The 16,927-nt window shown below is 64.6% G+C and carries 14 protein-coding genes; 10 read left to right on the top strand and 4 right to left on the bottom strand.

Annotation, left to right across the window (positions count from 1 at the left end; all coding sequences use genetic code 11):
* Positions 1-3: 3 nt before the first annotated feature.
* Positions 4-1,749 carry an FAD-dependent oxidoreductase gene (locus tag B5X73_RS06205; RefSeq protein ID WP_079520984.1) on the bottom strand — a complete coding sequence of 582 codons (1,746 nt, stop codon included), beginning with the start codon at positions 1,747-1,749 and terminating at the stop codon, positions 4-6.
* Between the two features lie 391 nt (positions 1,750-2,140).
* Positions 2,141-3,364, bottom strand: coding sequence for an MFS transporter (locus tag B5X73_RS06200; RefSeq protein ID WP_079520983.1), 1,224 nt, complete (start codon positions 3,362-3,364; stop codon positions 2,141-2,143).
* A gap of 499 nt (positions 3,365-3,863) precedes the next feature.
* Here B5X73_RS06200 and B5X73_RS06195 point away from each other — a divergent pair, with 499 nt between their 5' ends.
* The 3 genes from B5X73_RS06195 (at position 3,864) to B5X73_RS06185 (ending at position 6,813) form a co-directional block, all read left to right on the top strand.
* Positions 3,864-5,225: an ankyrin repeat domain-containing protein gene (locus B5X73_RS06195; RefSeq protein ID WP_079520982.1), complete on the top strand. Its 1,362-nt coding sequence runs from the start codon at positions 3,864-3,866 to the stop codon at positions 5,223-5,225.
* A gap of 154 nt (positions 5,226-5,379) precedes the next feature.
* Positions 5,380-5,841, top strand: a complete 462-nt coding sequence (locus tag B5X73_RS06190; protein ID WP_079520981.1) for a YccF domain-containing protein — start codon at positions 5,380-5,382, stop codon at positions 5,839-5,841.
* Between the two features lie 327 nt (positions 5,842-6,168).
* Positions 6,169-6,813: a PKD domain-containing protein gene (locus B5X73_RS06185; protein WP_176167748.1), complete on the top strand. Its 645-nt coding sequence runs from the start codon at positions 6,169-6,171 to the stop codon at positions 6,811-6,813.
* Between the two features lie 132 nt (positions 6,814-6,945).
* Here B5X73_RS06185 and B5X73_RS06180 read toward each other — a convergent pair whose 3' ends face one another.
* Positions 6,946-8,796, bottom strand: coding sequence for a glycoside hydrolase family 35 protein (locus tag B5X73_RS06180; protein ID WP_139382672.1), 1,851 nt, complete (start codon positions 8,794-8,796; stop codon positions 6,946-6,948).
* Positions 8,797-8,938: 142 nt separating this feature from the next.
* Here B5X73_RS06180 and B5X73_RS06175 point away from each other — a divergent pair, with 142 nt between their 5' ends.
* The 7 genes from B5X73_RS06175 (at position 8,939) to B5X73_RS06145 (ending at position 16,194) form a co-directional block, all read left to right on the top strand.
* Entirely contained in the window at positions 8,939-9,406 is a 468-nt protein-coding gene (locus B5X73_RS06175; protein WP_176167747.1) for an antitoxin Xre/MbcA/ParS toxin-binding domain-containing protein, read from the top strand.
* Between the two features lie 364 nt (positions 9,407-9,770).
* A complete protein-coding gene (locus tag B5X73_RS06170) occupies positions 9,771-12,254 on the top strand; it encodes a protease pro-enzyme activation domain-containing protein (RefSeq protein WP_139382671.1) in 2,484 nt (827 codons plus the stop codon).
* A 110-nt stretch (positions 12,255-12,364) separates the two neighbouring features.
* Complete coding sequence (locus B5X73_RS06165) at positions 12,365-13,525, top strand: AAA family ATPase (protein ID WP_079520978.1); 1,161 nt, start codon at positions 12,365-12,367, stop codon at positions 13,523-13,525.
* Between the two features lie 40 nt (positions 13,526-13,565).
* On the top strand, positions 13,566-14,090 hold the full coding sequence (locus tag B5X73_RS06160; protein ID WP_176167746.1) for a 2'-5' RNA ligase family protein: 525 nt from the start codon (positions 13,566-13,568) through the stop codon (positions 14,088-14,090).
* A gap of 15 nt (positions 14,091-14,105) precedes the next feature.
* Entirely contained in the window at positions 14,106-14,549 is a 444-nt protein-coding gene (locus B5X73_RS06155) for a GFA family protein (RefSeq protein ID WP_079520976.1), read from the top strand.
* A gap of 86 nt (positions 14,550-14,635) precedes the next feature.
* Positions 14,636-15,199, top strand: a complete 564-nt coding sequence (locus B5X73_RS06150; RefSeq protein ID WP_036112262.1) for an isochorismatase family protein — start codon at positions 14,636-14,638, stop codon at positions 15,197-15,199.
* On the top strand, positions 15,199-16,194 hold the full coding sequence (locus tag B5X73_RS06145; RefSeq protein ID WP_079521118.1) for a GlxA family transcriptional regulator: 996 nt from the start codon (positions 15,199-15,201) through the stop codon (positions 16,192-16,194). The genes B5X73_RS06150 and B5X73_RS06145 overlap by 1 nt, the downstream gene beginning before the upstream one ends.
* 7 nt (positions 16,195-16,201) lie before the next feature.
* Here the strand turns inward: B5X73_RS06145 and B5X73_RS06140 are convergent, their stop codons facing one another.
* Complete coding sequence (locus tag B5X73_RS06140) at positions 16,202-16,831, bottom strand: GIY-YIG nuclease family protein (protein ID WP_079520975.1); 630 nt, start codon at positions 16,829-16,831, stop codon at positions 16,202-16,204.
* Between the last annotated feature and the right edge of the window lie 96 nt (positions 16,832-16,927).

Genomic DNA, 16,927 nt, shown 5'->3' with positions numbered 1-16,927 from the left:
GCCTCAGCCGATCCCGTTTCTCACCGCGAATATTCCTTCGGGATCGTACTTCCGCTTGGCCGCCGCGAGTCGAGGTACGTTCGTCCCCCAGTACGCTTTTTTATAGTCCTTCTGGAAGAAATCGCTTTCGGAAAAATACGCGCCCGCACCCGGCGCGACGCGCGTCAGGCGCGCATACGATTTCCGCGTCGCGTCTTCACCTTGCTGCGCCTTCGCATCGTCCCGATGCATGCCGGGCAGCCCCTCGAAAACCGCCGGACCACCGTTCGCAATGATGGCCAGGGCGAAGGCGTCCAGCACGTCGGGATTCATCGCAGTGTCGCGTGCCTGCGCCAGCGTCTCCGCGGAAGCACCGAACAACCCCTTGTTGAAATGCAGCGAGAAGCCCAGCTCGCGTGATGCCTCGACGATCGCCGTGGCCAGTGTCTCCACCTGATTGTCCTGAAGCAGACGCGAAGGCAGCCATGCCGACGTATAGGCATGGATGTACGTTCCCACCTGTTCCTTATCGCCCGCCCACATCATGTGATGAGCGGGCGCGCCCGGCCTGTCGTCCGGCACAGCGAAGGTCAGGCCTAGCTTCTGGTAGAAAGCGAGGTCCCAGAAGTGCCGCGCCGGCATCGCCTTCAGCCAGAACGGCTTGACCCACGTGTAAGCCGGTCGGCCCGCAACCCACTGCAGGAAGGGTTGCCACGCCGCCTTCGCCTCGTCTTCGCTGAGTCCCTGGAACAACATCGAGAGATCGATGTGGCGGTCGCCATGGAATTCGATCTGCTCACCCCAGTGGGGATTGCAGAGGTTCTCGCGAAAGTGTCGAAGTACCTGCGCGACGAGCGCGACGAAGCTCGCATCGCTATCCGCCTCGATGCGTCCGTGGACCCCGCCGATCTGTTCGGGCAAATCGTGCGTGCGGAAGGTGAGGCGGGTGATGACGCCGAAGCTGCCACCGCCACCGCCTTTCAATGCCCAGAACAGCTCGGGATCCTGGAAAGCGTTGACGATGCGGATCTTTCCGTCCGCCGTGACGACCTCCGCCTCCAGCAGGTTTGACGCACCGGTGCCGAAGCCCTTCGAGAGACTGCCAAAGCCGCCGCCGTTGGTGAAACCGGCGCACCCGACGGTCGTGCAGCCGCCGCCCTGGATGTAGCGACCGCCTACCGTGGTTACCGCGTGGTACGCGTCGATCCACATGGCGCCCGCACCGACGTGGGCCGCGGGTACGCCGATAGATCCGGAAGCGGCCCCCTTGGGCACGAAGCTGTCGACCATCTCGACGGTGTTCATCCGGCGAGTCCAGATGAGCAGGGAGTCCGGTGCGTTGGACGCGCCGAGGTAGCTGTGACCGCCGCCACGAACGACCAGGCGCACCCGGCGTCGACGTGCCCAGGCGATGGCCGTGGCGATGTCCTCGGCGCTCTCGGCTGCCAGCACACGGGCGCTGGGCGTCGACGTCCATGCCCGGTAATAGGCGCCGGTCTGCGTAAGGCCCGGCTGATCGCCGACGTAGAATTGGTTGCCGATGTGAGCGAGTGCGTCCTCACGGGTAGCAGGGTCCAGCAACGGGTTCTTCGGAATCGAGAGACGGCCACCCACCTGCCGGTTCAGCGCGTCCCAGTCGGCATCGGTCGGCCAGCCGGATGCTCCGGGTTTCAGCCAGCGACCGCCGCCGGTGACGAAGGCGTCCACCTTGGCCGCGAGGGGCAGCAGGGGCAGGATGAGAGCGGTCTTCAGCAGGGTGCGGCGGTCCATGGTCGGTCTCCTTTGGTTGCCGTCGATCGTGCGCCGCGTGGCCCGTGCTGTCGCGCCTGTTGGGATGAATATCGCCGGTCCGGGGACGAATCGCGGGGTGGCAGGGACGGGCGGGTGGCCGGATTCGCGTAACCATGCCGGGCGTCGCGGCCCACTATCGGGGTGGCGAAGCAGGGCAGGTCTCTTCTGTGCATCCCGGCACCCTTCACGTAATCGCACGTCACGCCCACCCACCGCAGTGGGCGATCGAACTGGACCGCTGGATTGATCTCGCGTTTCTCGCTCTGTGCGTGGGAGCGCTGACCGGTCTGCTCGTCCACACCTATGCCCTGGTCTGTGCACGATGGCGTCGGGAGGGAATCGACGGGGCGCTCGAGCGGGCGAGGGATCGCTATGGGATACGACGGTCTTGACCCCGGGAGCGTCTCATCGATGAAGCAAGTCCCCACGCCGCCAGCGCCGCGATCACCATCCCTCCCACCCAGGGCACATGCACCCCGACAGCAAACAGCGCGGTGCCGGTCGCGGGCCCGACGGTATCCTTGATGTCGTTCGCAACCGACACAGCGGCCATGTAGGTCGCACGGTTGCCGTCCTGGGCCATGGCGTTGACCGCGGCAGGAACGAGTGGCCCGAACAGCATGTCGGCGAAAGCGAAACCGGTCATCGCGATGATCAGTGTGGTCACGCCGGACGAGAGCATGAGCGCTACGAACGCCCCCATCAGCACCACACCGCTGGCGATGATCAGCGTCGATTCCGACGCGTTCCGCGTCATGCGCGTAAGCGGAAACTGGAAGACGACCACGAGCAGCGCGCCATAGGTGAACAGGCTGCCGACACCGGATGGCGTAAGCGTGTGTGCGCCGTGCGCATAGAGAGGAAGCACGGCCTCGATCCAGCTGCTCGACATTTCGAGAAGGACGACCCAGGCCAGCAGACCGGCGAGGCGGCGATCGCGGAAAGCGGGAAGCAGCGAGGCGAGCCCCTCTTCATCGTCATCGTCCGCCAACGAACCGGCGCGGCGCGTCTCCGGCAACGCCAGGGCGACAAGGCAGGCGCACGCGAACAGGGCAACTGCGGATCCGAGAAACACGGTTCCGAGGGAATGCAGGACCAGAACGGCCCCGACGGCCGGGCCGGCGGCGCGCCCGATGTTCGACATCACTCGCGCCAGGGAGAAGTAGGAACGTGTTTTCTCGCCGGGAATGGTGTCCGCGATAACGGTGGCAATCGTCGGATGCAGGACGCTCTCGCTTACGCCGATGAAGAGCAGGACACACGCGGCCTGGAAAACCCCATGCGAAAAATAAAGCATCGCAAATCCAAGTCCGACGCCCAGTGTCGAGCAAAGCAGTACAGGCCGTCGCCCTATACGGTCGGCGATGCCGCCGATAAAAGGTGTCGCGAGAATCTCTCCGCCCGCGTAGCAGCCGAAGAGCACGCCGATCCACGCCACGGGAATACCGGCTTCGCCCTGCGCCCATAAGGCGAAGAACGGCAGCATGGCGCCATCGGCGAATCCAACGAGAAGGAAAAGAAGCAGGGCGATCGATGCCGGCCGCTTTACAACAGACAGGAACGAGAGGTTCCCGGTGAAGCGTTGGGTAAACATATTCACGTCACACACTCCGCGCAGCGAACAGCCGCTCACGGGGAGCCGGTCTGTCCAGATATGCGCGTTGGTTGACGTAAACGCTTACGGCTACGCCCGACGGGGTAGCGGGGAAAATGCTAGCACCTGGCCGTAAAACCGTGCAAGCGTGGCCTGCGCATGCTCGCAGGATCGTGCGAAGATCGGCAGGTGCGCCACGCGCGGCGCGGGAGAACAACGAATGCACGGACGGATGCGGTACGCGGCGGTTCTGAGTTTCCTTTTCATGTCGGCCACGGTCAGGGCCGCGGCGCCTGGTCCGTGTTCGCCCGAGCAACTGCTTGGCCACCCAGTCGATGAGTCAGACACTGCATCCCATCGCAGGTTTCCCGCGCCCCTGATCGACTATCCCTTCGACACGACAGCGGAGCGATGGGGATTTGATCTGTTGCTCCGGATAGACACGGAAGGGCGCGTAACTTGCTTCAGTACGGGAGCGAATCTGGATGGCGAATCGCCGATGGCGGTTTCCCGGCGCGCGCTCCTGGGGCGACTGGCCCACTGGCGGTATGCGCCCTTCGAAGTCGATGGTGCACCGGTGACCGCCATCGTTTCGGAGACGGTGGCCGAGGTGGAACGTCCTGCCCGTCGCGTTCCGGCTCCGAAAGCGCCACTCGCGGACATTCGAATGTCGCTGTCGCGTGGGCAGTGCTATGGCGCGTGCCCTTCCTATCGGATCGAAGTCCGGGGTGATGGAAGCGTCATCTACGAAGGCGCCGATTACGCCGACGTCTCTGGGCGCCACGCGTATCGCGTGTCACCTGCCGCCGCGGCCGCGCTCGCGCGCCGCATCGAAACGACGAACCTGTGGTCGTTACGACCGGTCTATCATGCACCGGTGACCGACCTTCCGGTCTATAAGGTCACGATCGCCGTGGGTCACGACGTTCATACGGTCGAGGACTTTCTGGGGAGTTACGTGGGCATGCCGCCGGAAGTGGTCGAGTTCGAGCGCGCCATCGACGAGGTCGGGAGGGCGGACAGGTGGATTCATCTCTCCCAGGAAGCGGTCACGACGATGGCGGCGGAGGGCTTCCGTTTCGACTCAGCCGAGGCCGGTGAGATCCTTTTTCGTGCCGTGTCCAATGAGCAATCGCATGATGACGCAGCCATGCGTCGCATGATCGAACTCGGTGCGCCGGTCACGCATACGCTTCCCGACGAAACGCTTGGTTTTCGACCGTATCTGGGTTCCTTGCTGGAGGAAGCCTTGCGTTACGGCCGAATCACTCTGGTGGATCCGTTGATCGCCCGGGGTCTTCTGGACACGGCAGGGCGACGGGATCAGGCGAAGATCGACAGTGCGTTTCGCGCCGCGATCCGCGGTGGCGATCTCGCGTCCGTCAAACGCATCTGGGAAGAGCATGCGACCGAGCCGCATCCCTCGCTGACCTTCAGTGACGACGCGGATCACGACGCGGAGGCACGGCGAGTGCCTGTGACATTGCTGCTCAATCATTTCAGTACCGACAAGCGGCGCTGGCAGGGCGAAGCGATTGCCCGTTGGCTCGTCGAGCGCGGTTGCGATCCCAGGGCCGCGGCAGTCGATGGCAATACGCTGCTGCACATCGCGGCGAGTGCCGGGGACATCGGCATGGTGCGGTATGCACTCTCGGTCGGCATCGCCCCATCGACGCCGGGACGTTATGGGCTGCCCGCACTTGGTGGCGTCGAGCGCGAAAATATCGCCATGCTCCTCCTTGAAAAAGGCACGGACCTTTCGGCCATGAACGGTGGACCCGCCTCGTTTCGGAAATATGCTGTCGGCCGACATTGGATGCAGGTCGTTGCGTGGATCGATGCCATGTCCCCGGCGAAGTGACCGACACCGGCTTCCGGATACCGGGCTGGGTTGCGCCCGGTGAGGCGTGCGAGTGGCTTTGACCGTCGCGAGGCACGCGGGCTATGACGAGTGACACTTGCTCACCCTCGGCGCCCGTCCTAGGTTACTCCCGTACATTCACAAGGAAGACGACATGCGCACCATCTTCAACTTTCTGTGGTTCATCCTTGGCGGCTTCGTCATGGGTCTGGGCTGGTGGCTCGCCGGCCTGATTGCATTCATCACCATCGTCGGCATTCCCTGGGCGCGTGCGTGTTTCGTCATCGGAACGTTCACCTTCTTCCCGTTCGGCAAGGAGGCGGTCAACCGGCGTGACCTCACCGGGCGCGGCGACATCGGCACCAGCGGGCTCGGCACGATCGGCAACATCATCTGGTTTCTGCTCGCTGGCGTCTGGCTGGCCATCGGACATGTGATGTCCGCGATTGCCTGCTTCGTCACGATCATCGGCATTCCGTTTGCCATCCAGCACCTGAAGCTCGCGGGCATCGCGCTCGCGCCCATCGGTAAGACGGTGGTCAGTATTGAAGTGGCCGATGCATCGAGGCGCGTGCAGGCGGAGGCTTCCGTACTGGGGATGCGCGGCGTCCGCTGAACCAGCCGTCGCCACTCGCGCGGCGACTCGTGGCGACGACGCCTGCCGGCGTCGCCGGGGATCTTCGAGGGAAAAACCGCTGTTGACGCCTTCTTCCGGTCTGCCGCGCTAGCGTCACGCCGAATCGGCAGCGGGCAGGCCGAGGTGGCGCGAGTGGGTTATACCGATGATCCGGCCGGAGACGGCCGAGGGGAGGGGCGAATGGACAGCAACGCACGGATGGGCGGCCGGTCGGGCTTCGTTCTGGGGGCGCTCGTCGCGATTTCCGCCTGCGGAAATGTGGGAAAGGAGGCCTCGGTGCCTCCGGAAGTGACGGGAAGTACGACGATGCCGGCGGCCGAGGTGGCGCCGCAGCCCAAGCCTTATGGCGGACCCGTGGCCTTCTCGGTCGTGGCGGAGGGGCTGACGGCCTCCTTCACCGATGAATCCGAGGGCACGGTCCTGAATCGGACATGGGACTTCGGCGACGGCGCCACGTCCGTGGCCGCCGCGCCCATCCACGCGTATTCGCGCGTCGGCGTCTACGAGGTGCGCGAGACCATCGCGGATGGCGAGGGCAAGACGTTCGACCGGACGTTGCCGGTTCGCGTCATGCCTTTCCCGCCGGAGTTGCGCAACGGAACGGCGCGACCGGGCCTGTCGGCCGTCGCGACCTACGAGCTGCATTACTTCGCTCGTCCGCCCCTGGGGGCGTCTCACCTGGACCTCGAATTGACGGGGCCGGCGGGGTTGGCCGAGCTCTACGTGAAGTTCGGATCGGTGCCGACCGACAGCAGCTATGACTGCCATGTGGCGCTGACCGACGGTGCCGCTCGCTGCACCTTCGATGCACCGCGCGCCGGTCCTTATTACGCCCGTATCCTGGCGACGAAGAACTTTGCCGACGCTTCGCTGAAGGCTTCATGGAACGAGACGGTGGCGGAAGCCGGAGATAAAAAAAGCGGCGCATCGAGCGCCGCTCAAAATCACTGACCAAGTGGGGGGCGGTCAGTGACGTGTTGCGTGACACACGGCTCCGGGAGGGCCGTGCGCGGATGAACAATAAGCGGTATTCGGACGTCCGTCTGTCAGCGCTGGCCTACACATATTCGGTAAAGAACCTTCTCACGGTGCTGGTTTGGTAGAGAAAACCGGGTTCGCCATGCCAGCGACGCTGTGCGAACCGCCGCCCTGCATCTCGAGGACGACCACGTCGTTCCTGCCCTTGTGCAGCCACGATGCCGGCACGTACAAGGACTGCTGCGGCCCGATTTCCCAGAAGCGGCCCAGATGGTGCCCGTTGATCCAGACGTTGCCCTTATGCCAGCCGCGCATATCGAGGAACGTGCCGGCCACGGTGGGAACCTCGAGCGTGCCATGCCAGAACCCCGGGCCACCGGGCGCCGCACCCGAGCCGTACTTAAGGCCGGAAAGATCGTTCAGCGGCAGCGGATAAACCGTCCACTGCGTCAGATCCTCTCCAGCCAGCTCGACCGAGAACGTGATCCCCTTGTAGTCGTCTTCCATGCCGGGGCCGATGTTGATACGGCCCATGTTCTCGACGATCAGGTCGAGTGTGCTGCCTTTCTCCAGGTCGACGGGCAGGCTGTGTTCGTCCTTGCGCCGGTCCAGCGTTCCGATCGCATGGCCGTCCGTCAGCACGGTGGCGTAGTCGTGGACATCGTTCACGTCCAGCTTGCCCTTTGCGTCGTTGTCGAGCTTCTTGCGGTAGAGGATCAGGCCGTAGTTCTGCCCGAAGCTTTCCATCCCCTGCGGTGTCACTGAGGTCCTGGGCTGTGCCGAAAGCGTCGGCAGGGCATCGAGCAGGCCGACCGACTCACGCAGTTCGACGCGCGCCGTGGCGGTCGTGGGCGACGAAGCCGGCGGCTTCGGCAGATGCTCACCCTTGGGCAGATGCGCGGCGATCACCTTGCGCAGCGCATCGTATTTGGGCGTGAGCCTGCCCGCTTCATCGATGGGCGAGTCGTAGTCGTAACTCGTGGTGACGGGCAGGTAATGCGTATCGTCGTTGTTGGCGCCGTTCATCCAGCCGAAGTTGGTCCCGCCGTCCACCATGTACAGGTTGAATGAGATGTTGTGGTCGAGCATCCAGCCGAGCGAGCCGGCGACTTCTTCGGTCGAGCGCGTCTTGTGCTCCTCGCCCCAGCGGTCGTACCAGCCACTCCAGTATTCGCCAGCCATCTTCGGCATGCCTTCCATCTGTGCTGCCGACCGCCTGAAGGCGCGCTCGGTTTTCGTGGCGTCGCCGGTGAAGTTGATGACCGAAAGCATGCCGGGCAGCGTGCCGCGACTCATCCAGGTGGGGCCCGGTCCGTTGGACATGAAGAAGGGAACGTCGAAGCCGGCATCGAGCATCTGCTGGCGGATGGCAGCCATGTAATCGCGATCGTTACCCACGTAACCGTATTCGTTCTCCACCTGCATCATCAGAATGGGACCGCCACGGGTGGATTGCAGCGGAGCCAGTTCCTGTCCCAGTCGTTTGAACCATGCGGCGCTGGCGCTGAGGAAACGCGCGTCGTACGAACGCACGCGGAGGCCTGGCGTGCGCAGCAGCCACGCCGGGAATCCGCCGAATTCCCACTCCGCGCAGACGAACGGACCGGGTCGGACAATCACATTGAGGCCTTCTTCCTGCGCCGTGCGCACGAAGGTCGCAATGTCGTTGTCGCCGGTGAAGTCGAATTTACCGGGCTCCGGCTCGCTCACATTCCAGAATGCGTAGGTGGTGATGGTATTCAGACCCATCGCCCGGGCCTTGCGCAGGCGGTCACGCCATTCGGCATGGGGAATGCGCGGGTAATGCATTTCACCGGAGCGAATCACATAGGGCTTGCCGTCCAGCAGGAATTGCCCGTTCTCCACCGCGAAATGCGCGGGCGCCGCGACGGCGGCAAGGGGCAGGGCGGCCGAGGCGGCGAGGCAGGTCGAAAGCAGCAGGGACAGTGGCTTCACGCGTGACTCCGGCGGGTGGAATCGCCCGACGGTACACAGGCTCGTTCCGCGACTGCAAGCGGAAACCGGTCCCGATTCTCAAGTCATGACGCTATGCGCTGTGGCACGTTACCGGGCCATTGGTTATCCGGAGAGTGACGACATGGTAGTTTCCCCGCGCCGCAAAGGCGTTTCACCGGTCTACGCCGACATGGCACGCGCGACCCCGCTGGAGCGCGTCGAGATGATCCGCCGCGGATTGCCGCCTGAGCTGGTGATGGACCTCGCCTACGATCTGCGCCTGTCCGAAGACAACCTCATGCTTTACCTGGGTCTGCATCGGGTACGCGTTCGCCAGAAAGTGGTGGACGAAGATCGACTGTCGCCCCGCGAATCCGAAGGCGTCATGGCACTCGCGGTCTTCCTGGGCGAAACGCTGCTCGCTCTCGGGGCCGCCGTCGAAGGCGGTCCCGACGTAAACCTCGACGCCGCCGCCTGGCTGGGACGATGGCTGCGAACCCCTCACGCTGAACTCGAACACCGTGCGCCCCTGCAGTTCATGGATCTCGCGCAGGGGCGCGCCGTCGTTGCCGCGCTGCTCGATCAGGTGCGTGCGCGTCGGTCCACGTGAGTGCGCGTGCGGTCGTCCCGTTTTCGGCAAAGACGCAAGATCGTGCGAACGGGTCGGTCGTAACGCATCGGTCTTGCACACCTGCCCAGAGGCGTGAAGCCCCGACGCCGTGCCTCATTCTGCGTGGTCCGTCACGTCACGCCCTCATGTGTTCCTGCCTTGACCCGGCACGAAAGCTTCGCGAAAGCCTGAACCCGTCATGCGTTGATGGACAGGGGGAAGAGCTGGCGGACCGGTGGCGCATTCGTAGTTTCCTGCGTTTTTCGTGATTCGGGGCAGGGAATCCGAGGTGCCGCCGCAAAGCCGGACGTGTCAGGCCTGTCGCTTCACGGCAGGCCACTTACGGGCAGACGAAGGACCATCCATGAAGATTGAGAAGACCGCATTGACGGTTGCCATCGCGCTGGCGATGTCCTCCCTTTCAGCGCATGCGGAAGACGCCTGGGTCTCGACGCATACGCAGGCGGCGATGTCACCGCCCGCCAGCACCCAGGTGCTGGCGGCGAGTTCGACCAGCGCGACGACGACCGGCAATGCTTATACGTTGAACATGACGGGCTCACCGCGGATAGACGGCACCGCGGTCACGGCACTGGAAGCCGATCATCCGCTGCATGTGGAAATCGCGCTGAAGTTGCGCAATCCCGATGCGCTGCAGACCTTCCTTGCCGGCGTGACCACGCCGGGTAACGCACTCTTCGGCAAGTTCCTTACGCCGTCGCAGTTCACCGAACGCTTCGGGCCGACGCAATCGCAGGTCGACGCCGTCGTCGCCCACCTGCAGCAGGCCGGCTTCACCAACATCGAAGTCGCACCGAACCGTCTGCTGATCTCTGCCGATGGTACGGCGGGTGCCGCGACGAACGGGTTCCGCACGTCGATCAAGCGCTTCAGCGCCAATGGCCGTGAGTTCTTTGCCAACGATGCACCCGCACTGGTCCCGGCGTCGCTTGGTGACAGTGTCAACGCCGTGCTCGGTCTGCAGAACGTGTCCGTCAAGCACACGCTGCACCACGTATATCACCCCGAGGACGTCACGGTTCCCGGACCGAACGTCGGCACGCAGGCTGCCGCCGCCGTCGCTGCGCATCATCCTCAGGATTTCGCCGCTATCTACGGTGGCAGCAGCCTGCCGGCCGCCACGAATACCGCGGTGGGCATCATCACCTGGGGATCGATCACGCAGACGGTGACCGATCTCAACAGCTTCACCTCGGGCGCAGGTCTGGCTACGGTGAACTCCACGATCACCAAGGTGGGGAGCGGTACGTTCGCCAACGATCCGGATTCCAACGGCGAATGGTCGCTGGACAGCCAGGACATCGTCGGTATCGCCGGAGGCGTGAAGCAACTGATTTTCTATACCTCGGCCAACGGCGATTCCAGTTCGTCGGGCATCACCGATGCGGGTATCACCGCATCGTATAACCGCGCGGTCACCGACAACATCGCCAAGCTCATCAACGTATCGCTCGGCGAAGACGAAACCGCCGCGCAGCAGTCGGGTACTCAGGCGGCTGACGACGCGATCTTCCAGCAGGCCGTGGCTCAGGGTCAGACCTTCTCGATCGCTTCCGGCGACGCGGGTGTCTACCAGTGGTCGACCGATCCCACCTCGGGCTCGCCCGGCTACGTGGCGAATTCCGCCGGTACGGTGAAGATCGACCTGACCCACTACTCGGTGAGTGAGCCGGCGAGTTCGCCATACGTCATCCAGGTCGGTGGTACGACGCTGTCCACCAGCGGCACGACGTGGTCGGGCGAAACGGTGTGGAACGAAGGCCTCTCGGCGATCGCGCCGAGCCAGGGCGACAACAACCAGCGCCTGTGGGCGACGGGTGGCGGCGTCAGCCTCTACGAGGCGGCACCGTCATGGCAGTCGTCGGTATCCAGTTCGACCAAGCGCGTCGGTCCGGACGTTGCGTTCGATGCGGCGTCGTCGTCAGGTGCGCTGATCGTCGTCAATGGATCGACCGAGCAGGTGGGCGGAACCAGCCTTGCCTCGCCGCTGTTCGTCGGTGCGTTTGCGCGCATCGAATCCGCGGCGAACAATGCGATCGGCTTCCCGGCGTCGAAGTTCTATCAGGCGTTCCCGACGCAGACCTCGCTGCTGCATGACGTGACCTCCGGTAACAACGGCTACCAGAGCCACGGTTACACCGCGGCGACGGGCTTCGACGAAGCGACCGGCTTCGGCAGCTTCGATATCGGTAAGCTCAACACGTACGCGCAGGCCAACTGGGTGACCGGAGGCGGCGGTGGCAGCACCAACGCGCCGCCGGTTGCGAACTTCAGTGTCGCGACCAACGGGCTCCTCGCCACCTTTACCGATAGCTCAACCGACAGCGACGGCAGCATCGCGTCGCATGCCTGGACCTTCGGCGATGGCAGCACCTCGACGGCTACCAGCCCGAGCCACACGTACACCGCCGCAGGCACGTACAGCGTCGCTGAAACCGTGACGGACAATGCGGGCGCCACCAGCACGAAGACCTCGTCGGTGACCGTGAGCTCGTCTGGCGGTACCGGTGGTGGCACCGTGCTGCAGAACGGCGTCGCAGCGACCGGATTGTCGGCGGCGAAGAACGGCCAGCTGAAGTACACCGTGGCGATCCCGTCGGGCGCGAAGAGCCTGAAGATCGCGATCTCGGGTGGCACCGGCGATGCGGATCTTTACGTGAAGTTCGGTTCGGCGCCGACGACGTCGAGCTACGACTGCCGTCCGTACGTGACCGGTAACACCGAAAGCTGCTCGTTTGCCTCGCCGCAGACGGGGACGTACTACGTGCTGCTCAACGGATACGCCGCGTTCTCGGGCGTGTCGCTGAAGGCTACGTGGACTAACTGATCCTTCCTGAGTTCGATCCGGGGTGAGGATTCCCTCACCCCGGCGGGAGTCGCGCGAAATGAGACATCTATGACACAGTCTGCTCTCCCTGCCATTGAAGGCGAGACGACATGCTGGCGACCCTGGCGGTAGCGAACTACCGCTCCCTGCGATCTTTCGTTCTGCCGATGGGCCGGATCAACCTCGTCACCGGTGCCAACGGCAGCGGCAAGTCGAGCCTCTATCGTGCGCTGCGCCTGCTGGCCGAGACCGCGCAAGGCGGCGTCGTTCCCGCGCTGGCGCGTGAGGGCGGTCTGTCTTCGACGCTGTGGGCGGGTCCGGAGAAGTTTTCGCGCGGCATGCTCAGCGGTGATGTGCCCGTGCAAGGTGGACCTCGCACCGAACCGGTGTCACTCAAGCTCGGCTTTGCCGGTGAATCGTTCGGTTATGCGATCGATCTCGGCCTGCCCGAACCGAGCCTGTCGATGTTTGGCCGGGATCCCGAAATCAAATCCGAAGCGATATGGAGCGGCCCCTTCCTGCGCGCCGCCAGTTTGTTGATGGATCGCCGCGGTCCGATGGCCAAACTTCGCGACGGTCGTCAGTGGCACGTCGCCGCTCAACATCTCAGCCAGTTCGAAAGCGTCTTTACCCAGCTGGCCGATCCCGAACGTGCACCCGAGGTCATGGCCTTGCGTGAGTCGATACGCGGCTGGCGCTTCTACGATCATTTCCGTTCCGACGCCGACGCGCCCGCCCGATGGCCGCAGCTGGGAACGCGCACGCCCGTGCTGAGTCACGATGGGCGCGACCTTGCCGCAGCTTGGCAAACGATTCGGGAGATCGGCGATGTGGCCTCGCTGGAGGCATCCGTCGATGACGCGTTTCCCGGCGCAGTGGTGAGGGTAGGGCAAGAAGGCGACCGCTTGTTGCTTACCTTCCAGCAGCCGGGCTTGTTGCGTCCCCTGTCCTCCGCCGAGCTATCGGACGGCACCCTGCGTTACCTCCTATGGATCGCCGCGCTCCACACGCCGCGGCCGCCGCCGCTCATGGTGTTGAATGAGCCAGAGACCAGTCTCCATCCGGATCTTCTCCCCGCCCTGGGGCGACTGATCCTGAAAGCATCGACGACTTGTCAGGTGTGGGTCGTCTCGCATGCGTCGCGGCTTATTGCGGCGCTGGAGGAATCGCCGGACTGCCACTCGTTGCGCCTGGAAAAAACATTGAGTGAGACACGCATCGTGGGGCAGGGGATGCTCGATGAGCCGGCGTGGTATTGGCCGTCGCGCTAGCGCTGTCGCGGGACTGGTGAGCGGTGATAACGTAGCCGGCATGAGTCGAACCCTGCTCGCCCTGTTGGTGCCCGATGCCGAGCCGCTCGTTGGTGACCTTCGTGCACGACTGGACCCCGCCGCCCGGCTGGGGCTCGGTGCGCACATTACGCTGGTCTATCCCTTTCTCGATAGCGAGGCGATCGACGACGATGTCGCGGAGCGGTTGCGCAATGTCGCGAGGCAGCATGCGCCCGTTTCGTTCGTGCTCGACGAGGTGGGTACGTTTCCCTCTACTGTCTGGCTGGCCCCCCGATCTGCCGAGGCCATCGTCTCGCTAGCCGCCGCGCTCGAGTCCGCATTCCCCGACCGTCCGACCGCAGGGCGCGTCTTCGAGCGCTTCGTGCCGCATCTTTCGGTGGCGCGAAACATCCTTGGCGATCGTGATGCGGTGGTGGCGACGCTCGAAGACCGGCTTGGATCGGCGCATGGCGTGGTGTGTCACTGCGCCGATGTCCATGTCATGACGCGCAGCGACGAGGGCTGGCAAATGCACTCACGGGTGCCTCTCGGCGGCGGCACGTAATCAGGAATCGACTCGATGCTCATTCAGGGTAGTTGTCACTGCGAAAACATCGCATTTGAACTGGACTGGCCCGGCGAGGGCGCTTCCGTGCCCGCGCGTGCCTGCACCTGCTCGTTCTGCGTGAAGCACGGTGGTGTATGGACTGCGCATTCCGATGCAAGGCTCAGGATCAGGATCGCCGATGCGGACAGGACGTCGTCGTATGCGTTCGGAACCGGGACCGCGGCGTTTCATGTGTGTACGCGATGCGGGGCCGTGCCGGTGGCCACCAGCGATATCGACGGCGCGCGCTACGCCGTAGTGAACGTCAATACCTTCGATGACTTCGAGCGCAGTCGACTCACCACGGAGACGGTGAGCTTCGACGGTGAGGGGGAGGCCGACCGGCTGACCCGGCGCGCCGCGCGGTGGATCGGCCATGTAGAGATCGATTACCAGGATGCCGCCTTCGTGGCGTGATTTGTCCGCTAGCGGTCCGGGTCGTGACTCGCGCGCTTGCGTTCATGCGCGGAAACTGTCCTCATTCCCACGAGAGGAGCTCCGCCATGTCCGCTTCCGAAACCGCGCTGATCGTCATCGATGCCCAGGAGTCGTTCCGTTCCCGCCCCTACTGGCGGACAGACGACGTCGACGGGTATATCGAGCGTCAGCAGGCTCTCATCGATGGCGCGAAGCGTGCTGGCATCCGCGTGGTCCAGGTGTTCCATGTCGAGGATACCGGTCCGTTCAGCGAGGCATCCGGGCTGGTTACGCCGTTGAAGCCGTTGCGGATCGATGCCGATGCCGTCTTTCGTAAGCGGCGCCACAGCGCGCTGGTCGGGTCCGGCCTCGACGTATGGCTGACCACGAACGCTGTCCGTCGTCTGATCGTCTCGGGCATCCGCACCGAACAGTGCTGTGAGACGACGACCCGCCACGCTTCGGACCTTGGCTACGCCGTCGACTTCGTCGGCGAGGCGACGCTCACGTTCCCGATGGTGGATGTCACGGGTCGCGAGTGGAGCGCGGCTGAGATCCGCGCGCGGACGGAGCTGGTTCTCGCGGACCGCTTCGCCCGCATCGTGACGGTGGATGCCGCGCTCGAGACGCAGGCACTCAGGGCTGCATGATGCAAACGACACCTCGCCGGATCCCCGTCTATGTGGTCGTGCCGCCGCGGGTGCTGCTGCTGGACGTGGCCGGGCCCATCGAGGTGTTGCGCAAGGCCAACCTCGAGCAGGAGGCGGTACATTTCGATGTGGTCTACATCGGGCCTGCACGGACGCTTGGGAGCTCGGTGGGTATGACGATATCGGGCATCCGGCCCATGCCGGCAAGACTGCCCGACGATACGCTGGTCGTGGTGCCGGGCCACGCGGACCTGCCGCTTGGAGAGCCGGTGACCAGCGACGCGCAGCATGCCGCGCACGAGCAGGCCATCGTCGGCTGGCTTCGCCGCTCGGTGCGTCCCGGCATCCGTGTGGCGACGATCTGTTCCGGTGCGATCCTCGCGGCACGGGCCGGCTTGCTCGACGGGCATGCATGTACGACCCACCACGGTTGCACCGATCAACTGGCGCGTGAGGCACCTTCCGCTCACGTCCGCGAAAACCGCCTTTATGTCGTGGATGGCGAGCGCCTCACCAGTGCCGGTATCACCGCTGGAATCGACCTGATGCTGCACGTCGTTGCCGGCCTCGCTGGCGCGGCCGTCGCGGTCGCCGTGGCGCGCTTTCTCGTCGTTTATCTGCGGCGCGCAGGCGACGATCCACAACTGTCACCGTGGCTCGAGGGGCGCAACCACATGCATCCCTCCATCCATCGCGCACAGGACGCCGTGGCCGGCGATCCCGCCCGCGAGTGGACGGTGACGGCGCTGGCGCGCGAAGCGGCTATCAGTCCGCGACACCTGTCCCGGTTGTTCAACGAGCATGCGGGGATGAGCGTCACCGACTACGTAAACCGCATGCGGGTGGCTCTGGCCAGCGAATTGCTGTCAGGTTCGCAGCTGGACATGGAGGCGGTCGCCGAGCGTTCGGGTTTCGGGTCGGCAAGGCAGCTGCGTCGGGCGTGGGGGCGGTGGAACGCGTTGCCGCCGAGCCGGTCGCGCGATCTGGCCTCTTGATGCGCCGTTAACCGAACAGGCGGCGATGCTCGCCGTTGGCGTACCACTCCAGCACGCGATCGGGTACGAGCGCTTCGATCGTCAGTCCCGCGGCGGAGAACATGTCCAGCGTATCCAGCAGTGCGCGGCGCAGTTTCGGCGCTCCCGGGTCCCCGGGCGCGTTGTGCGTTGCCCAGTCGAGCGTATCGACGACGCGCAGTGACCAGTCGTGCAGAAGATCGGCCCGCGCATCCAGGTAGCCGCGCAGCCACGGGCTCAGACTCCGCTCCAGCGAAAGACTCTCCGCTGCGGCGATCCCCTCGAGCAGCGTGCCGACCTCCCCGTGCACGCCGCGATACCATTCGGTATGCCCGGCGGCGGAAACCGGTACGACCAGCGGGGCGTTGGCGCGCTGCCCGGCGAAGGCCTCGATGAGCCGTCGCTCGATACGTCGTGCATGGATGACCCGTTCGGCGTCAAGCAACATCCCGCGATCCAGATCGAAAAAGTCGAAGAACCGACGGTGAAGGGTGCTGAAGCGCGTGAACGGGTCACGCGAGAAGCCGACCTTCAGCAGGTCTTCGTCACGACAGGGCAGCACGTACACATACGCGCGGCCCTGTGAGGCGAAGCGGGGATACGGTGTTTCTTCATGCATGGGGGAAAGGATCGCCTGTCGCTGTCTCGCGACGTGCGATACGGAACCGGCAGCGCGGCCGGCCTCGAACGGACTGGTGTGCGCAACTGCATGAAT

Origin of the sequence: Luteibacter sp. 22Crub2.1, from assembly GCF_900167995.1 — a bacterium.
Classification (GTDB): domain Bacteria; phylum Pseudomonadota; class Gammaproteobacteria; order Xanthomonadales; family Rhodanobacteraceae; genus Luteibacter; species Luteibacter mycovicinus.
This window is presented reverse-complemented; position numbering and strand designations above follow the sequence as displayed.

Coding starts and splice junctions, on each gene's coding strand:
- B5X73_RS06205 (WP_079520984.1), bottom strand. CDS start 1,749: ATGGACCGCCGCACCCTGCTGAAGACCGCTCTCATCCTGCCCCTGCTG.
- B5X73_RS06200 (WP_079520983.1), bottom strand. CDS start 3,364: ATGTTTACCCAACGCTTCACCGGGAACCTCTCGTTCCTGTCTGTTGTA.
- B5X73_RS06195 (WP_079520982.1), top strand. CDS start 3,864: ATGGCGGTTTCCCGGCGCGCGCTCCTGGGGCGACTGGCCCACTGGCGG.
- B5X73_RS06190 (WP_079520981.1), top strand. CDS start 5,380: ATGCGCACCATCTTCAACTTTCTGTGGTTCATCCTTGGCGGCTTCGTC.
- B5X73_RS06185 (WP_176167748.1), top strand. CDS start 6,169: ATGCCGGCGGCCGAGGTGGCGCCGCAGCCCAAGCCTTATGGCGGACCC.
- B5X73_RS06175 (WP_176167747.1), top strand. CDS start 8,939: ATGGTAGTTTCCCCGCGCCGCAAAGGCGTTTCACCGGTCTACGCCGAC.
- B5X73_RS06170 (WP_139382671.1), top strand. CDS start 9,771: ATGAAGATTGAGAAGACCGCATTGACGGTTGCCATCGCGCTGGCGATG.
- B5X73_RS06165 (WP_079520978.1), top strand. CDS start 12,365: ATGCTGGCGACCCTGGCGGTAGCGAACTACCGCTCCCTGCGATCTTTC.
- B5X73_RS06160 (WP_176167746.1), top strand. CDS start 13,566: ATGAGTCGAACCCTGCTCGCCCTGTTGGTGCCCGATGCCGAGCCGCTC.
- B5X73_RS06155 (WP_079520976.1), top strand. CDS start 14,106: ATGCTCATTCAGGGTAGTTGTCACTGCGAAAACATCGCATTTGAACTG.
- B5X73_RS06150 (WP_036112262.1), top strand. CDS start 14,636: ATGTCCGCTTCCGAAACCGCGCTGATCGTCATCGATGCCCAGGAGTCG.
- B5X73_RS06145 (WP_079521118.1), top strand. CDS start 15,199: ATGCAAACGACACCTCGCCGGATCCCCGTCTATGTGGTCGTGCCGCCG.
- B5X73_RS06140 (WP_079520975.1), bottom strand. CDS start 16,831: ATGCATGAAGAAACACCGTATCCCCGCTTCGCCTCACAGGGCCGCGCG.